18 protein-coding genes and 1 pseudogene are annotated in these 16,349 nt (G+C 65.5%); 11 read left to right on the forward strand and 8 right to left on the reverse strand.

Annotated elements, in window-relative coordinates; translation table 11 throughout:
- The first annotated feature begins 90 nt into the window (after positions 1 to 90).
- The 7 genes and pseudogenes from ACGHX3_RS01595 to ACGHX3_RS01625 all read left to right on the forward strand — a co-directional run bounded on the left by ACGHX3_RS01595 (position 91) and on the right by ACGHX3_RS01625 (position 4,950).
- A complete protein-coding gene (locus ACGHX3_RS01595; RefSeq protein WP_313928081.1) occupies positions 91 to 303 on the forward strand; it encodes a type II toxin-antitoxin system HicB family antitoxin in 213 nt (70 codons plus the stop codon).
- Between the two features lie 159 nt (positions 304 to 462).
- Positions 463 to 759, forward strand: coding sequence for a type II toxin-antitoxin system RelE/ParE family toxin (locus tag ACGHX3_RS01600; protein WP_313928080.1), 297 nt, complete (start codon positions 463 to 465; stop codon positions 757 to 759).
- Between the two features lies 1 nt (position 760).
- Positions 761 to 1,039: pseudogene (locus tag ACGHX3_RS01605) on the forward strand (addiction module antidote protein); the annotation flags it as partial.
- Between the two features lie 142 nt (positions 1,040 to 1,181).
- The gene (locus tag ACGHX3_RS01610) at positions 1,182 to 2,297 is read left to right on the forward strand and encodes a DNA glycosylase AlkZ-like family protein (RefSeq protein ID WP_394696159.1); all 1,116 of its coding nucleotides are present in this window, start codon (positions 1,182 to 1,184) and stop codon (positions 2,295 to 2,297) included.
- Between the two features lie 178 nt (positions 2,298 to 2,475).
- Complete coding sequence (locus tag ACGHX3_RS01615; protein ID WP_394696160.1) at positions 2,476 to 3,501, forward strand: DGQHR domain-containing protein; 1,026 nt, start codon at positions 2,476 to 2,478, stop codon at positions 3,499 to 3,501.
- Positions 3,498 to 4,475, forward strand: a complete 978-nt coding sequence (locus ACGHX3_RS01620) for a hypothetical protein (protein ID WP_394696161.1) — start codon at positions 3,498 to 3,500, stop codon at positions 4,473 to 4,475. The genes ACGHX3_RS01615 and ACGHX3_RS01620 overlap by 4 nt, the downstream gene beginning before the upstream one ends.
- A 157-nt stretch (positions 4,476 to 4,632) precedes the next feature.
- A complete protein-coding gene (locus ACGHX3_RS01625) occupies positions 4,633 to 4,950 on the forward strand; it encodes a DUF3817 domain-containing protein (RefSeq protein WP_394696162.1) in 318 nt (105 codons plus the stop codon).
- A 46-nt stretch (positions 4,951 to 4,996) separates the two neighbouring features.
- Here ACGHX3_RS01625 and ACGHX3_RS01630 read toward each other — a convergent pair whose 3' ends face one another.
- Positions 4,997 to 5,866, reverse strand: coding sequence for a DUF3883 domain-containing protein (locus ACGHX3_RS01630; protein ID WP_394696163.1), 870 nt, complete (start codon positions 5,864 to 5,866; stop codon positions 4,997 to 4,999).
- A gap of 252 nt (positions 5,867 to 6,118) precedes the next feature.
- Between ACGHX3_RS01630 and ACGHX3_RS01635 the strand changes: the two genes are divergently transcribed.
- Positions 6,119 to 7,093 carry an HPP family protein gene (locus tag ACGHX3_RS01635; RefSeq protein ID WP_394696164.1) on the forward strand — a complete coding sequence of 325 codons (975 nt, stop codon included), beginning with the start codon at positions 6,119 to 6,121 and terminating at the stop codon, positions 7,091 to 7,093.
- 9 nt (positions 7,094 to 7,102) lie between these two features.
- Here ACGHX3_RS01635 and ACGHX3_RS01640 read toward each other — a convergent pair whose 3' ends face one another.
- Together ACGHX3_RS01640 and ACGHX3_RS01645 are read right to left on the reverse strand one after the other, a co-directional pair.
- Positions 7,103 to 7,486: a hypothetical protein gene (locus tag ACGHX3_RS01640; RefSeq protein ID WP_394696165.1), complete on the reverse strand. Its 384-nt coding sequence runs from the start codon at positions 7,484 to 7,486 to the stop codon at positions 7,103 to 7,105.
- A 5-nt stretch (positions 7,487 to 7,491) separates the two neighbouring features.
- Positions 7,492 to 8,529: a DUF2272 domain-containing protein gene (locus ACGHX3_RS01645; RefSeq protein WP_394696166.1), complete on the reverse strand. Its 1,038-nt coding sequence runs from the start codon at positions 8,527 to 8,529 to the stop codon at positions 7,492 to 7,494.
- Positions 8,530 to 8,702: 173 nt separating this feature from the next.
- Here ACGHX3_RS01645 and ACGHX3_RS01650 point away from each other — a divergent pair, with 173 nt between their 5' ends.
- The gene (locus tag ACGHX3_RS01650; RefSeq protein ID WP_394696167.1) at positions 8,703 to 9,536 is read left to right on the forward strand and encodes an arylamine N-acetyltransferase; all 834 of its coding nucleotides are present in this window, start codon (positions 8,703 to 8,705) and stop codon (positions 9,534 to 9,536) included.
- Positions 9,537 to 9,614: 78 nt separating this feature from the next.
- Positions 9,615 to 10,583, forward strand: a complete 969-nt coding sequence (locus ACGHX3_RS01655; RefSeq protein WP_394696168.1) for a polysaccharide deacetylase family protein — start codon at positions 9,615 to 9,617, stop codon at positions 10,581 to 10,583.
- 8 nt (positions 10,584 to 10,591) lie between these two features.
- On the opposite strand, the gene ACGHX3_RS01660 is transcribed toward ACGHX3_RS01655, so the two are convergent.
- Entirely contained in the window at positions 10,592 to 11,371 is a 780-nt protein-coding gene (locus ACGHX3_RS01660; RefSeq protein ID WP_394696169.1) for a LytR/AlgR family response regulator transcription factor, read from the reverse strand.
- Positions 11,368 to 12,474: a sensor histidine kinase gene (locus ACGHX3_RS01665; RefSeq protein WP_162335863.1), complete on the reverse strand. Its 1,107-nt coding sequence runs from the start codon at positions 12,472 to 12,474 to the stop codon at positions 11,368 to 11,370. The genes ACGHX3_RS01660 and ACGHX3_RS01665 overlap by 4 nt, the downstream gene beginning before the upstream one ends.
- Before the next feature lie 139 nt (positions 12,475 to 12,613).
- Here ACGHX3_RS01665 and ACGHX3_RS01670 point away from each other — a divergent pair, with 139 nt between their 5' ends.
- Complete coding sequence (locus ACGHX3_RS01670) at positions 12,614 to 13,066, forward strand: hypothetical protein (protein ID WP_394696170.1); 453 nt, start codon at positions 12,614 to 12,616, stop codon at positions 13,064 to 13,066.
- A 2-nt stretch (positions 13,067 to 13,068) separates the two neighbouring features.
- On the opposite strand, the gene ACGHX3_RS01675 is transcribed toward ACGHX3_RS01670, so the two are convergent.
- The 3 genes from ACGHX3_RS01675 to adh form a co-directional block, all read right to left on the reverse strand.
- Positions 13,069 to 13,461, reverse strand: coding sequence for a DUF779 domain-containing protein (locus tag ACGHX3_RS01675; protein ID WP_394696171.1), 393 nt, complete (start codon positions 13,459 to 13,461; stop codon positions 13,069 to 13,071).
- A 20-nt stretch (positions 13,462 to 13,481) separates the two neighbouring features.
- The gene (gene adhP, locus ACGHX3_RS01680) at positions 13,482 to 14,510 is read right to left on the reverse strand and encodes an alcohol dehydrogenase AdhP (RefSeq protein WP_162335860.1); all 1,029 of its coding nucleotides are present in this window, start codon (positions 14,508 to 14,510) and stop codon (positions 13,482 to 13,484) included.
- A gap of 124 nt (positions 14,511 to 14,634) precedes the next feature.
- Positions 14,635 to 16,164, reverse strand: coding sequence for an aldehyde dehydrogenase (gene adh / locus ACGHX3_RS01685; RefSeq protein ID WP_394696172.1), 1,530 nt, complete (start codon positions 16,162 to 16,164; stop codon positions 14,635 to 14,637).
- Positions 16,165 to 16,349: the final 185 nt, after the last annotated feature.

The raw sequence follows: 16,349 nt of genomic DNA on the forward strand, positions 1-16,349 counted from the left end.
AGCGTGACGATCGCTACTGCGGAGTCGAGCAAGCTCGACGCTACGTGCGGTCCTCGAAGCCATGAGCCGCACTATCGAGAGGTGACGTCCATGCGCTATGCCATCGTCATCGAACAAACGGGCGGCAATTATTCCGCCTATGTGCCGGACTTGCCGGGCTGTGTGGCTACCGGCGCGACCAAGGCTGAGGTGGGGCGGCTGATCCGCGACGCCATTGCGTTGCATCTCACGGGATTGCGCGAGGACGGCATGGCGATTCCGTTGCCTTTGAGCCAAGTGGAGTACGTCGACGTCGCGGCGTGAGCGCGCGCTGACGAAGTGACGCCTGGAAGGATGGCGGAACGGCCCTCGCACCTCCCGTCATGCAAGCGGCTTCGGCCGCTTTTTTGTTGGCCGACCGATTGACAGTCCGTAAACCAGGGTTCACAGTTCCGGCCAGATCGACGTCAAGGATGACGCTGCATGATCGAGGTCAGGAAGACGCGGATGTTCGAGGACTGGTTCGTTTCACTGCGCGACCGTCAGGCGAGGATGCGCATCCAGGCGCGGATCGATCGGCTCGGCTTCGGCAATCCGGGGCAGCATCGCGTGCTGTCCGGCGGGGTATGCGAGATGAAGATCGATTACGGCCCGGGCTACCGCGTTTACTTCACCCGCCACGGCGATGCGTGGGTGGTGCTGCTGTGCGGAGGCGACAAGGCATCGCAGCGTGCGGACATCAAGGCGGCATTGGCGTTGGCGAACGCGTTGGAGAACTGACATGGCACTGAAGACCACGCCCTGGGATTCGGCGGAGTACCTGAAGTCCGAGGCGGACATCACCGCCTATCTCGACGCGTGCTTCGAGGAGGCGGGTGATGATCCGGCGTTCCTGGTGCATGCGCTGGGCGTGGCGGCACGGGCCCGCAACATGAGCCAGCTGGCGCGCGACACCGGGTTGACGCGCGAAGGCCTGTACAAGGCGTTGTCCAGCAGCGGAAACCCGAGCTTCGGCACGGTGCTGAAGGTGGCCGATGCCATGGGCTACCGGTTTGCGCTGGTCAGCAAGCGAGCCAAGCCGGGCCGCAAGGTGGGCAAGCGGACTGTGGCACCGGCCGCGCCAATCGGCGCAGGCAAGCGGCGTGTCGCGCAGGTCAAACAGGGATGAGTGCCAACACCGTCCGGCAGCGTGCGCCTTCGGCATGACACTCACCCTCGACCATCTGCGCCGCTATGCCATCGCTCGCAGCCTGTTCAAACCGACCACCCTGCCGCGGGCGATCCAGCGGCTGGGCTTCGTGCAGGCAGACCCGATCCGGGCGCCGGCACGCGCGCAGGACCTGACCCTGCGCCACCGCGTCGCCGGCTATTGCGCCGGCGACCTGGAGCGGCGATATCCCCGCCTGCCGCTGGAAGAAGACTTCTTCGTCAACTACGGTTTTCTCCCGCGCGAGCATCATCATCTGATGCATCCGCGCACGGCGCGCGAGGCGTGGACGCCCGCGCGCTGGAAGCAGGCGCGTGCGGTGCTGGACTTCGTCAGCGAGCGCGGCACCGCGCATCCGCGCGAGGTGGATGCGCATTTCGGGCATGGCAAGACTACCAACTGGTTCGGCGGTTCGTCCAATGCCAGCACGCAGTTGCTGGACGGCATGCACTACCGCGGGTTGTTGCGGGTCGCGCGGCGCGAGGGCGGCACGCGGGTCTATGCGCCACGCATCGGCGATGCGACACCGGTCGCGATGTCCGATGCGGAGGCGCGGCTGGATGCGTTGCTCGACATCATCGTCAACACGTACGCCCCGTTGCCGGCGGCCAGCCTGGGGCAGTTGCTGGGCTATCTGCGCAGCGGTGTGCCGCAGTGGACGGGCCTGCGTGCGGCGGCGTTGAAGCGTGCGCTCCAGCGCTTGGGCACGGCGCGGGTCGACGGGGTGGACTGGTACTGGCCGGCCGACGAGGATCCGCGCTCGCGGCGCTGGAAACCGGACGACCAGGTGCGCCTGCTGACGCCGTTCGACCCGGTGGTGTGGGATCGGCGTCGGTTCGAGATGTTCTGGGGCTGGACGTACCGCTTCGAGGCGTACACGCCGGCACCGAAGCGGAAGCTGGGGTATTACGCGCTACCGGTGCTGTGGGGTGAGCGGGTGATCGGGTGGGCGAATCTTAGTGTGGTAGAGGGGGAGCTGCGAGCGGCGTTTGGGTATGTGGAGGGGCGTGCGCCGAGGGATAAGGCCTTTCGGGTAGCGCTTGAGGTAGAGTTTTGGCGCCTAAGCGCCTTCCTGGGCCTGGAGGATGAAGGTCCCTCAATCCTTGAGTAAGGGATGCCGTAAGGCCGAGCTTGAGCAGCTTAGAGCGTGGACGGTTCGCGCCGTTCATCAGGTTTGGTAGACACCTAGTCTGAGCTGGAGACAGGCCTGCATCTTGGAGATTGACAAACGGTCCACTTCTGTTTGGTCGACTTCGCGTGTCTCCCCATCTTTGAGAATTAGAGGAGTGATGTCTTATATGGCCACGGCAAGAAAGAAGAAGCTCGCCAAATTGGCGGAAGATGAAGTGCCGAGTGTTGGTGATGAGGTGCGCTACGCCATTAGCTTGGTACGCCAAGGGGATCACCGGTTCTATACGTTAACAATGCCGTCGAACGTTCTGGCGGCTTGCTGCTATGCGACCTCTAAAGACGAGGATCCCGAGCATGGCTTTCAGAGAGTTCTGAGTGAAAAGCGTGCTCAGGAAATCGCTGATTATGTAGATGGAGGCGGAACCATTCCAAGCTCCGTTGTGTTGTCAGCACAAAGTGAGTCTGACTTCCGGAGTGTAGACAGATCAAAGACTGCCGCATTCAAATTTGGGCCGACTGCATTTCTAATTCTTGACGGGCAACACCGAGTTTTTGGCTTCGCAAAAGCGAAGACCTCACTTCGCGTTCCGGTCGTTGTTTATGACGGACTCTCAAAAGAGCAAGAGGCGCAGCTATTCATCGACATAAACACCAAGCAGCGTCCTGTTCCGAAGGAGCTTCTGCTGGCCATCAAGGGGCTTGCTAAAACGGAGAGCGATGTCGAGGCTACACTCAGTCAGCTATTCGACCTGTTTCATGCTGACTCCAAGAGTGCACTACTTGGTTGGACAAGTTCAACAAAAAAAGCAGCGCAGAAGATTGATAGGGTCACATTCAACGTTGGGTTGCGACAGCACCTAGATATGTTTGAAGGAAAAGATATTGTTTTTACTTACACGACTTTCAATGCGTACTTCATTGCCGTCACTTCGGGACTGAGGGCAAAAAGCGTAGAGGCCTCGATTGCTAGAAAGACAACTTTTCGGGCGTTCTTGGACGTCTTTCCCGATGTGGTTCAAAGAGTTCAAGATAAATACAAGGCCAAATACACTGCGGACAATTTCGCTGCCGTCATATCGCCAATCTTTGACTTGACGTCATCTACCTTCGTCAATCCTAAGAGCTCCATTCTCGATCTTTCAATGGAGATGAAGAAGAGGTTGAAGTCCGGCTTGACCATATGAAATCACTATCCGTACTCAGTAGGGAAATGTGGTTGTCGGGCGTCACGAGAAAGCAAGCTTCCTCTGAGCTTGGGGTCAGGGACTGGCTTGTTGACGGTGACTGGGTTTTCGACGATAGGATTGGAAAAAATCGGGCGCGAATTTCTGCGAACGCCTATGATGGATTTGCTCAGGCGTCGGTAAATGACGCATTGCGGCTCTCTATTGCTTCGTTGGAGAGCGCTGGCTCTTTTCTCAGCGTTCCCAAAGGTATGGATGAGCGGCGCTGTGCCTGGGTGGTCATATCTATCTACTACGCCGCTTTCTTTGCCGCTAACGCGTTGATGAGATTTTCTGGGTATTCATGCACGAATCTCAACTCAGTCGAGTGTGCATCAATCAACGAAATGGCTCGGCTCACCGGCTTTGAAGGAAGCTCTAGCAAGCATGTTTTGGGGCAAGGACTTTATTTTGTTAGGCCGATAGGCACGACGGGAAGCTCGATTGGAATTGATGCTTTGAATGGCGCTGGCGGAGTACACATCCAGTTCTGGATTGGATTCAAACGGTTTCTCGACGACCTTAAAATCTCCATCAAGGCGAGTTCCAGGTTGAGTGCTGAGAAAGCTGCAGCTTTGAAAGAGCTGTCTTCTTTGGGTTCTGGTTTAAGCTTTGGCGGTTCGGCCAATGGATCGTGGTTATCGGAGATCAGGAATTCAGTGAACTACAGGTTCGATTACGGCTCTTGGTATCCCTATGAGGGAAGCAGTGTTGAAGTCGGTGACCTCTTAAAAATTCTAAGAGCCGCAAGAGATGGGCTGGCATCAATTCCTGAGCCGGAGTCCGCAGTTCCAGAGATGAAGCGTGCAACTTATGTTGCGGCTGCCTTGCTTGTTTGGTTGAAAGACTCCTTGGAAACAATTGCTTCTACCTCGTCCGGAAAGAAGAAAACGCTTGTCTCAGATGGCGCGTTGGCAATGTTGTCAGCAGTATGAGTTCTTCCTCGCTAGTTCAATGCAAGTGACCAGTCCTTGAGTCCTTGGTGTGCTGCCTCGTTTGACCTGCGAACTCGGAAGGGCTGGACGCGTAGAATTTCACCGCCAGCGAGCGCAGCCGCCATCGCATCCGGCATTCCCTCACTGGAGCTCCCGCATGTCCCGCCCACTCGCGCCCGCCGGGCGCCTGTTCGCTGTCGCTGCCTTCCTGGAAGGCTTCACCTGGGCCGGTCTGCTGATCGGCATGTTCCTCAAGTACGGGCCGGTGGCCAACGAACTGGGCGTCAAGATATTCGGGCCGCTGCATGGCGGCGCGTTCCTGTTCTACGTCGTCGTCACCGTGCTGGCCGCGCTGCGCCTGCGCTGGCCGTGGTGGGCCACGCTGCTGGCGGTGCTCGCCGCCGTGCCGCCGCTGGTGACCGTGCCGCTGGAGATGGGGTTCCGCCGGATCGGATTGCTCAGCGCACGCGTTTGATACCGCAGGGCGGCGGGCCTGGGCCCGCCCTACGTTGTTGTCGGACTCAGTTGCCTACGAGTGTTGCTCGGTAGCTCACCGGATCCAGCAGGCAATTCGCCGTAATGGGGCCGTTGAGCGAGAACATGCGCGGGCTCTTGCGGAAGTCGAACAGGCGGTAGAGGTGGAAGCGGTCAACGGCCTCTTCCGAAAAGCCCACCTCGTTCGAACTCACGAAGAAGGGTGTCTCCGCGTCATAGGACGTGGTCTTTACCTCGATGAACCTCTCGCGGCCGTCGGCGTCATACGACAGGATGTCGTAGCCGAGTCCATCGCCTTTCAGACTGGACGTGTGCTCGATGCGGTCGACCAGTTGCTTGGCACCCTCGTTGAACAACCTGCGGGCCTCGAACTCCATGACGACCAGTTCGCCTGCATGCCCAAGCGAGCGATTCCGCGCCTCCCGCTCCAGATAGTCGCGCTTGATGGCGATGCGCTGGATGGCTGCGGCGGCCGCATCGTTGACTCGATACTTCGGCGCAGGCACCCCGACCACGAAGTCTGAGAAATCCGTGATCAGCGGCGGCTCGGCAGCGGTCTCCACGCTTCGAATGGCGGCTTGATCAAGCGCCACATCCCGCGTCAGTAGCTCGCCCACAACATTGATCAGCAGCTTCTGGACGTTGGCCAACGGCCTGTATCCGGACACGGACTGCACGCCCAAGGCATGGAGCACGGCGCTGATGTTGCGGAACTTGTACTCGATGGCGCCCGTGTTCCGCGCGGGAATCTGGCTGGCAAGCTGCCGAATGACCTGAGCCTTGACGAACGTCTGTCCCAACTCCTGCATCCGAAGCATGCGCAGGTAAGCAAGCACCGTGACCTCGACCTCAGCGGCCGACCACGATTCCCCAGCTACCCCGTCTTCGATCGCCATGCGTCCACTCCCGACCCCGCGTTCCAGGATAGTGGATCTGTCTGCACCCGTCATTGGCATCGGATTGGAGCGACAACAGACGAGTTGCCGTGCCGCCGCTGGTGACCGTGCCGCTGGAGATGTGGTTCCGCCGGATCGGATTGCTCAGCGAGCGCGCCTGACGTTCCGCGATGGCGGGCCTGGGCCCGCCCTACGTGGCGGAATGGGCGCGTCCTTCGCATAGACTGCGTCGCCGCCCTCGTTCGCCCGCCCATGAGCCCGCCCTCCCGCCTGACCGAGTTGCGCCTGCTGCTGGGCATCGAGCGCAACACCACGCGCCACGGCGAGAAGTGGATCTCCGGCATCGGCGCGCTGCTCGGCATCGTGGCGGTGGTCTGGCTGACCCGCTGGACCTTTCCCGAACACGCATCCGGTGCCGTCGGCGGCGTGCTGATGGTCACCTCGATGGGCGCGTCCGCCGTGCTGCTGTTCGCCGTGCCGCAGGGCGCGCTGTCGCAGCCGTGGGCCGTGGTGGGCGGGCACCTGCTGTCCGCCTTCATCGGCGTGAGCTGCCAGAAACTGTTCCCCGGCCACGCCTGGACCGCCGCCCTCGCGGTCGGCCTCGCCGTGCTGGGCATGTACTACCTGCGCTGCATCCACCCGCCCGGCGGCGCCACCGCGCTGGCGGCGGTGATCGGCGGTTCGCAGGTGCACGAACTCGGCTACGGCTACCTGCTGATGCCGGTACTGATCAACGTGGTCGCCATCCTGTCCATGGCCATCGCCTTCAACGCGCTTTTCCCGTGGCGCCGCTACCCCGCGCACCTGCACAAGCGCCGCCAGCCCATCCCCGCCACGCGCCCGGCCGCGCGCCAGTTCGAACTGACCCAGGAAGACTTCTCCGCGGCAATGGAGCAGCTCAACTCCTACGTCGACATCACCACCGAGAACCTCACCGAGCTCCTGGAACTCGCCAAGCAGCACGCCGAGAAGAACATCACCCACCCGCAGGACATCATCGCCGGCCGCGCCTACAGCAACGGCAAGCTGGGCAAGCTGTGGAGCGTGCGGCGCGTGCTGACGCAGGAGGAGCGGCCGACGGACGCCGCACCCGACCGCCTGCACCACCACGTGATCGCCGGCGACCAGGCGGCGCAATCCGGTGCCTGCAGCGTGGAGGAGTTCCGTGCGTGGGCCCGCTTCGAAGTCGTGTCGCAGGGCAGCGGGCGGTGGATGAAAGCGGAGTGAGCCGGCGGGCTAGGGCGTCCTGCGCAGCCCGTGCTGCGGGCCTTCGCAGACGACCAGCGCACCGTCGTCGGTGACCGTGCCGGTCGCCTGCACGCGGTCGCCGGCCTTCAGCGATTGCACATCGTCCGGCGGCGGTGCCTTGCACAGGTTCCAGCGGGCGGGCAGGTGCACGTCGACCTGGCCGTTGGCCGCGGCGATCCTGATGATGGCGCTGCCGTCGTAGGTCCACGGCGTGGTGTCGACGCTGACGATGGTGCCGTCGACGGTGGCCTGCTGCCCCGCGGCGAGCGTGGCGCTGGTGGGCGCGGCAGGTGTCGTCGCACAGGCGCCCAGCAGCGTCATCGAGGCCGCGGCCAGGCCGGCGAGCAGGGAAGTGCGGTGGCGCAGGATCATGGGGTCTATTCCGTGTCGGACGTCGGGGCGGTACCGGCGGGCGTGGCGGCGTCGGCGGGGCACCTTGGCACACCGGATCCGACGACACAGTGAATGCAGCACTCCGCTTTCTCCGGCCCCTCGTTGCCCGGCGTTTCCTGCGCGGGCGGCAGGTAGCCCGGCAGCTTCGCCAGCTGCTCCGGCGACTTGAGTCGCAGGATCGCCGCCCAGTCCTGGCGGTTCATGTTGCAGGCCGCCTCGTTGTCGGGCGCGCACAGCGTGCCGTCGCCGATGCGCAGCGGCAGCCCGCCCCAGAACTCGCCGTTGCGGTTGAGCGGCAGCATCCGCATGGTGACGGCCTGCTGCACGTTGCCGCCGATCGCGTACGCGGTGGCGTCGTTGCCCGGATTGACCGCCACCACGATGTCGCAATGCATGTCGAGCGAGCTGCCACTGCGCAGCAACGGCACCAGCCCTTCGTGACCGAACAGCCGGCCGGACTGGCGCACGTAACAGATCAGGTCGCCGACCAGCGGTTTGGCGTGCGCCACATCGATGACGTCGAAGGCATTCGTCGACGGGTTCTGAAACGCGGCCTGCACGTACGTGAAGTGGCGGCTGGAGCCACGGAAGCCCGGCACGCGCGCTTCGCGCATTACCCACGAGATGAAGGCGGCCGACCACGGCGTGTCCACCACGAAGCCGCGGCAGGCCTCGGCCTGCGGCCCGGTCGCCGAGGCGTACAGGCAATCGGTCGCGCCGCGACGGTGGCCGATGGCAGCGAGCAGGCCACTGTCGCGCCAGTAGCGCGCGACGCGCTGCCAGGCGCGGTCGTCGCCGATCGACAGCAGCGACGCCTCGGCTTCCATCACCGGTGCGTTCGCCAGCCGGCCGTTGCGGTCGATGAAGGGGCGATACCACATCAGGTGCTCGCGGCAGGCGACTGCGGCGATGCGCGTGGCGACGTCCGTCGGCGTCTGTTGCGACAGCTGCGGACAGGCATCGGCCGCGCGCGCGGCGAAGGAAGACAGCAGCAGGAGGGGCAGCAACAGCCATGCACGCATCAGATGATCCTTGGGGGTCCGTGGTCCTTCTTACGCATCATGCCGTATCGGCAGGACACGGCGTCATCACGCGGAATGAAGGTATCGGAAAGGTCTGGCGCAAAGCCTGTGCAGGCTTGACCTCAATCGCGGTTGAGGGGGCATCGTGGCGGCCTGCCATGCCAGGAGTCGCCATGTCCCCCTCCCTCACCGATATCAGCCGATACCTGCAACGACTGGATTACGACCGGCCGCCACCGCCCACGCTGGACGCACTTCGCGAACTGCAGCGACGGCACACGGCCGCATTCCCGTTCGAAACCCTGTCGACGCTGATGCGCTTGCCGGTGTCGATGGACCTGCACGACATCGAGCACAAGCTGCTGCACGAGGGACGTGGCGGTTACTGCTACGAGCTCAACCGCGCCTTCCTGGCGCTGCTGCTGGCGCAGGGGTTCGACGCGCGCGGCATCACCGGCCGCGTGGTGATGGGCGAGGCGGAAGGTACCGTCACGGCCCGCACCCACCTGCTGTCGCTGGTGACCCTCGACGGCGTGCGCTACACCGTCGATGTCGGCTTCGGCGGCATGGTCCCGACCGCGTCGTTGCAGCTGGACCGCGAAGACGCACAGTTCACGCCGCACGAGCCGTATCGCATCACGCGGCAAGGCGAGCAGTACCTGCTGCAGGCGCAGGTGGCCGCCGACTGGCGCGCGCTGTACGTGTTCGACCTGCAGCCGCAGGCCGAGATCGACTACGTCGTCGGCAACTGGTACGTCAGCACGCATCCGGATTCGCCCTTCCTCGACGAGCTGCGCGTGGCACGCACCGGCCCCGGCTGGCGCAGGACACTGGGCAACGGCAGCGTCGCCTTGCACCGCATCGGCCACGCCAGCGAGCGGCGCGCGCTGGTGGACGTGGAGGACGTAATCGCCGAGCTGCGGGAGGGCTTCGGCCTGCGCGTGCCCGACCATCCCGCGCTGGCGCCTGCGATCGCACGGTGGCTGCAGGCGCACCACGATGCGTGAGTGATTCCGTGCGGCGGGGTGGTGGCGCGACGGCGGCGACAGGTAAGCTCGCCCCTCCCCCACCCATCCGGAGCGCGCATGCGCTTTCTCCTGCGAGTCATCGTGTTGTCGCTGGCTGCCCTGGCGGCGCACGCCGCCGAGCCTGACCGTCGCATCGCCATCACCATCGACGACCTGCCGTGGCAGCGGATGGACATGACGCCACCGGCGGAACTGGCCGCGCGCCACGCGCAGCTGATGGCGCAGCTGAAGCAGGCCAGCGTGCCGGTGGTGGGCTTCGTCAACGAGGGGAAGCTGGAGGTCCACGGGCAGGTGCAGCCGGCGCGCGTGGCGATGCTGCGCGACTGGCTCGACGCCGGCTACGAACTGGGCAACCACACGCATGGCCATCTCGACGTGCATGCGGTGGGGCTGCCGGCCTTCCAGCAGGACATCCTCGACGGCGAGCGCGTGCTGCGGCCGCTGCTGGCCGAGCGCGGGCAGGCGCCGCGCTGGTTCCGCCATCCCTACCTGCGTGCCGGCCGCACGCCGGAGGATCGCACGGTGTTGTCCGCCTTCCTCCGCGAACACGGCTACCGCATCGCGCCGGTGACCGTCGACAACGGCGAGTGGGTATGGGCGTTCGCCTACGCCAACGTGCTCGACGGCCAGCCCGACACGCCCGAACGTGCGGCCACGCTGGAGCGGCTGCGCCGCGGCTATATCCCGTACATGCTCAACAAGGTCGACTACTACGAACAGCAATCGCAGGCGCTGCTGGGCTATGCCTTGCCGCAGGTCTGGTTGCTGCACGCCAACGAGTTGAACGCCGTGGCCTACGCGGACCTGGTGGCCGGCGTGCAGCGCCGCGGCTACCGCGTGGTGACACTGGACGAGGCGATGCGCGATCCCGCGTACGCGCGTGGCGAGGACGGCTACAACGGCCGCTACGACCCCAGCTGGTTGCACCGCTGGGCGATGGCCGAGAAGAAGCCGAAGGACTTCTACGCCGGCGAGCCGGTGGTGCCGGGCTGGGTGCTCGCGCTGGCGGGCGTGGAATCGGAATAACGCCCGCGTCAGTCCTCGCGGCGCAGCGTCGCCAGTTTCAGGAACGCTTCGTGCTGGTAGCGGCTCATGCGCAGCTGCTGGCCGGTGTCCATCGTCACCACGTGGTAGCCGTTGAACCACGGGTGGATGTCCTTCACCCGGCGCACGTTGATGATCGCCGAGCGGTGCACGCGGGCGAAGTGGCGCGGATCCAATCGCGCCGCCAGTGCCGACATCGTCTCGCGCACTTCATGCACGCGGTCGGCCAGGTGCAGTCGCACCGTGTTGCCGCTGGCCTTGATCCAGACGATGTCGTCCACGTCGACCAGCACCACGCGTTCGTTCTCGCGGACGGGCAGCCGCTCCAGGTAGGCGTTGCGCTGCTGCAGCGACGCCAGCGCCTGCATGATGCGCGCGGTCGTGTCCGCGTCCGCACCGCGTGCACCCAGCAGCCGCTGCTTCGCCCGGCGCAGCGTTTCCGCAAAGCGCTCGCGGCTGAAGGGCTTGACCAGGTAGTCCACCGCGTTCGCCTCGAACGCGCGCACCGCGAACTGCTCGTAGGCGGTGACGAAGATGGTCGCCGGCATGCGCGCCGCGCCGATCGTCGCCACCACGTCCAGGCCGGTGATGGCCGGCATCTGGATGTCGAGGAACACCAGGTCGGGCGACCGGTCGCGGATCGCCGCCACCGCGGACACGCCATCGCCGCATTCGCCGGCCACCTCGATGTCGGGATCCTCGCGCAGCAACCGCACCACCGCATGGCGTGCGATCGGTTCGTCGTCGATCACCAGCGCGGTGAGGCTCATGCGGGCACGTGCTCCGGCAGCGGGTCGTCGTCCAGTTCGCGGAACGGGAGCCGCAGCCGGCAGGCGACGCCGCGCGGGACGATCAGGTCCAGCCGCAGGCTGGCCTCGTCCCCATAGAGTTCGCGCATGCGCATCCGGGTGTTCGACAGGCCGATGCCATGCCCGCCCGCATGGCCGCCCTCGTCCAGCGTGCTGTTGAAGTTGCGTACGTCGATGCACAGCACGCCGCCCTCGCGCCGGCAGTCGATCTCGACGCGGTCGTCGCCGACGTGCTGGCCGATGCCGTAGCGGATGGCGTTCTCCACGATGGGTTGCAGCACCAGGCTGGGGACGGCGGCCTCCAGTACGTCGGGCGCGACGTGGATGCGTGTGGTCAGGCGGTCCTTGAAGCGGTGCCGCTGGATGCCGAGGTAGAGCTCGAGCAGTTCCAGTTCGCGCCGCAGCGGGATCTCCTGGCCGTCGTAGTCCTCCAGGAACGCGCGCAGCAGTTCGCTCAGGCGCAGCAGCATGTCTTCGGCGGAGACCTTGTCCTCGTCGAGCAGGGTGACGATGGCATGCAGCGTGTTGAACAGGAAGTGCGGCTGCAGCTGCGTCTTCAGGACCTGCAGGCGCGACTGCGCGAGTTCGGTCGCCAGCTGGCTGGCCTCCAGTTCGCGTCGCGCTTTCTCGGCGTGGAACTGGATGGCCTGCTGGATGGCGAACAGCAGCCAGTAGGTCAGCAGGCCGATGGCGAAGTGCTGCTCCAGGAAGTAGCCGAGCTGTTCGAAGAAGCCGCTGGGCTCGAACAGCGTGGAGACCAGCGCGCCGATCATCATCGCGACGAAGGTCGTGCACAGGCTGGCCACCAGTTGCTTGCCCAGCCCGCGCAGGCGCAGCGGGCTGCTCACCGGGTAGCGCTCGGCCAGGCGGAACACGAGGGGAGCCAGCGCTGCCCACGTGTACCACTGGATCAGCGACCAGCGGATCAGATCCCACAGCGGCCAGTTGGGACGATGCAGACCATTGTTGAGTTTCGTCTGCAGGGTGAACAGCAGCGCGACCGCCGTCCACAAGGCGAGGTAACGGAACAGGCCGATCTCGGTATTGCCCAGACGGATTTTCATGCGGCCCTCCTGATCGGCGTCCGCATCGTAGGGCGGGGCCAGCATCGCGGGAAGGCGCGGAGGTCACGGACTACGATTCGTCCCGGTGGCACGACGATTCGTCACGGATCCGTTGCCGCCCTGTCCGGAGAAGCGCGGGATGCGCCTGCCCCGCACGCAATCCCGCGTCGCCGGTGGCGCCCCCGTCACCGGAGATCACGCCATGCATCGCCTGTCCGTCGTTGCCCTGCTCGTCGCCGCCGCTCCGTTCGCCCCGGTCCAGGCGGGCGAACGCAGCCACTATCTGTACGTCGTGAACCGTGCCCACGATGCGATCGTGTCCCTGTCCGCGGCACCGGCCGGCGCCGACGACCGTCGCGAGCTCCTGGCCGGCACGCGGCTGGCCGGCGGCGGCGAAGCCGCCACCGTCGAGATCCGCGGCGAGGGCTGCGTGCACGACCTCCATGTCGTCTTCGCCAACGGTCGACGCGCACTGTATCCGGCCTTCGACCTGTGCCGTGCACACGGGCTGCGCGTGATGCCGCTTCCCGCCCGCGACGCGCAGGCGCGACTGGCCCGCACGCGAACGGAGGAACGGACCGCCGCCGACTGAGGTCAGACCCGCCCCGCCTCCGCCAATGCCGCGAACTCCTCGTCGGTGAACAGCCGCGAGCGCACCAGGAAGCGCACGCCTTCGCCGTTCTCCAGCGAGAACATGCCGCCGCGCCCGGGCACCACGTCGATGATCAGCTGGGTGTGCTTCCAGTATTCGAACTGCGACGGGCTGATGTAGACATCGGCACCGCCGATCTCGCCCAGCCGCACGTCGCGGTCGCCGACGATGAAGTCGCCCACCGGATAGCACATCGGCGAGGAACCATCGCAGCAGCCGCCCGACTGGTGGAACAGCACCGGGCCATGGCGTGCCTGCAGCCGTGCGAGCAACGCCAGCGCCGCCGGCGTGGCTGTCACCTGCGGCGGCACGGAAGCGCGGGGCGTGGCGTGCATGGGCGGGACGCCGGCCGCGCTCAGGCGGCGAAATCCAGTACGACGCGGCCCTCGATCGCGCCGGCGTGCATGCGGGCGAACACGTCGTTGATGTTCTCCAGCCGGTCGGTCGCCACCGTGGCCGCGACCTTGCCCATCGCGGCGAAGTCGAGCGACTCCTGCAGGTCCAACCGCGTGCCGACGATGGAGCCGCGCACGGTGATGCCGTTGAGCACCATGCCGAAGATGTCCAGCGGGAACTGGCCCGGCGGCAGGCCGTTGAGCGACACCGTGCCGCCACGGCGCACCATGCCGATGGCCTGTTCGAACGCCTTCGGCGAGACCGCGGTGACGAGCGCGCCGTGCGCACCGCCGATCTCCTTTTTCAGGTAGGCGACCGGGTCGGTGGTCTTCGCGTTGACGGCGACGGTCGCGCCCAGGCGGCGGGCCAGGTCGAGCTTGGCGTCGTCGACGTCGACGGCCGCCACGTTCAGGCCCATCGCCTTCGCGTACTGCACGGCCATGTGGCCGAGGCCGCCGATGCCCGAGATCACCACCCAGTCACCGGGCCGGGTGTCGGTGACCTTCAGGCCCTTGTAGACGGTCACGCCGGCGCAGAGGATCGGCGCCACCTCGACGAAGCCGATGTTCTTCGGCAAGTGGCCGACATAGCCGGCGTTGGCCAGTGCGTATTCGGCGAAACCGCCGTTGACCGAATAGCCGGTGTTCTGCTGCGTCTCGCACAGCGTTTCCCAGCCGCCGAGGCAGTGTTCGCAGTAGCCGCAGGCGGAGTACAGCCACGGGATGCCGACGCGGTCGCCCTCCTTCACGTGGCTCACGCCCGCGCCCACGGCGACCACGTGGCCGACGCCCTCATGGCCGGGAATGAAGGGAGGATTGGGTTTGACCGGCCAGTCGCCCTCGGCGGCATGCAGGTCGGTGTGGCAGACGCCACAGGCCTCGATCTTCACCAGGATGTCGCCGGCCGCAGGCCGAGGCACGGGGACTTCCTCGATCACCAGCGGCTTGCCGAACGCCCGCACGACGGCGGCTTTCATGGTGCTGTCCATTCATTGCTCCTGTCATTACTGGTGAAGCCCCAACCTACGCCGGCAGCGCGGCAGGCACGTTGATTCCGATCAATCCACGGGAACGGCGCGATGCCGCCGGTCGGACGGCACCGCGCATGCGGTGTCAGAAGAAGCCCAGCGCCTTGGGCGAATAGCTGACCAGCAGGTTCTTGGTCTGCTGGTAGTGGTCGAGCATCATCTTGTGGTTCTCGCGGCCGATGCCCGACTGCTTGTAGCCGCCGAACGCCGCGTGCGCCGGATAGGCGTGGTAGCAGTTGGTCCACACGCGGCCGGCCTGGATCGCGCGGCCCATGCGGTACAGCCGCGATGCGTCGCGGCTCCACACCCCCGCGCCCAGGCCGTACAGCGTGTCGTTGGCGATGGCCAGCGCCTCGGCTTCGTCCTTGAACGTGGTCACCGACACCACCGGCCCGAAAATCTCCTCCTGGAAGATGCGCATGCGGTTGTGGCCCTTGAAGACGGTGGGCTTCACGTAGAAGCCGCCGGCCAGGTCGCCGTCGAGCATGGCCTGCCCGCCGCCGGCCAGGACCTCGGCGCCTTCCTGCCGGCCGATGTCGATGTAGCTCAGGATCTTCTCGAGCTGTTCGCCGGACGCCTGCGCGCCGACCATCGTGTTCGGGTCCAGCGGGTTGCCCTGCCTGATCGCGGCGACGCGGGCGAGCACCTTGTCCATGAAACGGTCGTAGATCGATTCCTGCACCAGCGCGCGGGACGGACACGTGCAGACTTCGCCCTGGTTGAAGGCGAACAGCACGAAGCCCTCCACCGCCTTGTCGAGGAAATCGTCGTCCTCGGCCATGACGTCGGCGAAGAAGATGTTCGGCGACTTGCCGCCCAGTTCCAGCGTCACCGGGATCAGGTTCTGGCTGGCGTACTGCATGATCAGCCGGCCGGTGGTGGTCTCGCCGGTGAAGGCGATCTTGGCGATGCGCGGATTGGAGGCCAGCGGCTTGCCCGCTTCCAGGCCGAAGCCGTTGACCACGTTCAGCACGCCCGGCGGCAGCAGGTCGCCGATCACCTCCATCAGCACCAGGATGGAGGCCGGCGTCTGTTCGGCCGGCTTCATCACCACGCAGTTGCCGGCGGCCAGCGCAGGCGCCAGTTTCCAGCACGCCATCAGCAGCGGGAAATTCCACGGGATGATCTGGCCGACCACGCCCAGCGGCTCATGGAAGTGGTAGGCGATGGTGTCGCCGCCGATCTCGCCGATGCTGCCTTCCTGCGTGCGGATGGCACTGGCGAAGTAGCGGAAGTGGTCCACGCACAGCGGGATGTCCGCGTTGAGCGTCTCGCGGATCGGCTTGCCGTTGTCCCAGGTCTCGGCGTGGGCCAGCAGTTCCAGGTTCTGCTCGATGCGGTCGGCGATCTTCAGCAGCACGTTGGCGCGGTCGGTGGTGGACGTCCTGCCCCAGGCGTCCCTGGCGGCGTGGGCGGCATCGAGGGCGAGTTCGATGTCCTCGGCATTGGAGCGCGGCACCTGGGTGAACACCTTGCCCGTGACCGGTGTGGGATTGTCGAAATACTGGCCCGAGCGTGGCTCGACCCACTGCCCGCCGATGAAGTTGCCGTAGCGCGGCTTGAAGAGGGCGGAAGGATCGACGGCCTGGGGGCGGGGCGAGGCGACTGCGTTCATCGTGACTCCAAGGGAAGGTGGACCCGGTGCGGGTGCGTCCCCTAGTCGCAGGCGGCGTGCCAGATCTGCGTGCTGCGGCGCGTCACGTCGCCGGATGCCGTGGCGACGTGCATTCGTACCTGCGTCTGCGGCAACGCAACATCGAAAGCGATTGCAGGCTGTCGCAGCCTGTGGTGTGTATCGGA

It is taken from the genome of Pseudoxanthomonas japonensis (assembly GCF_043632995.1).
GTDB classification, from domain to species: domain Bacteria; phylum Pseudomonadota; class Gammaproteobacteria; order Xanthomonadales; family Xanthomonadaceae; genus Pseudoxanthomonas_A; species Pseudoxanthomonas_A japonensis.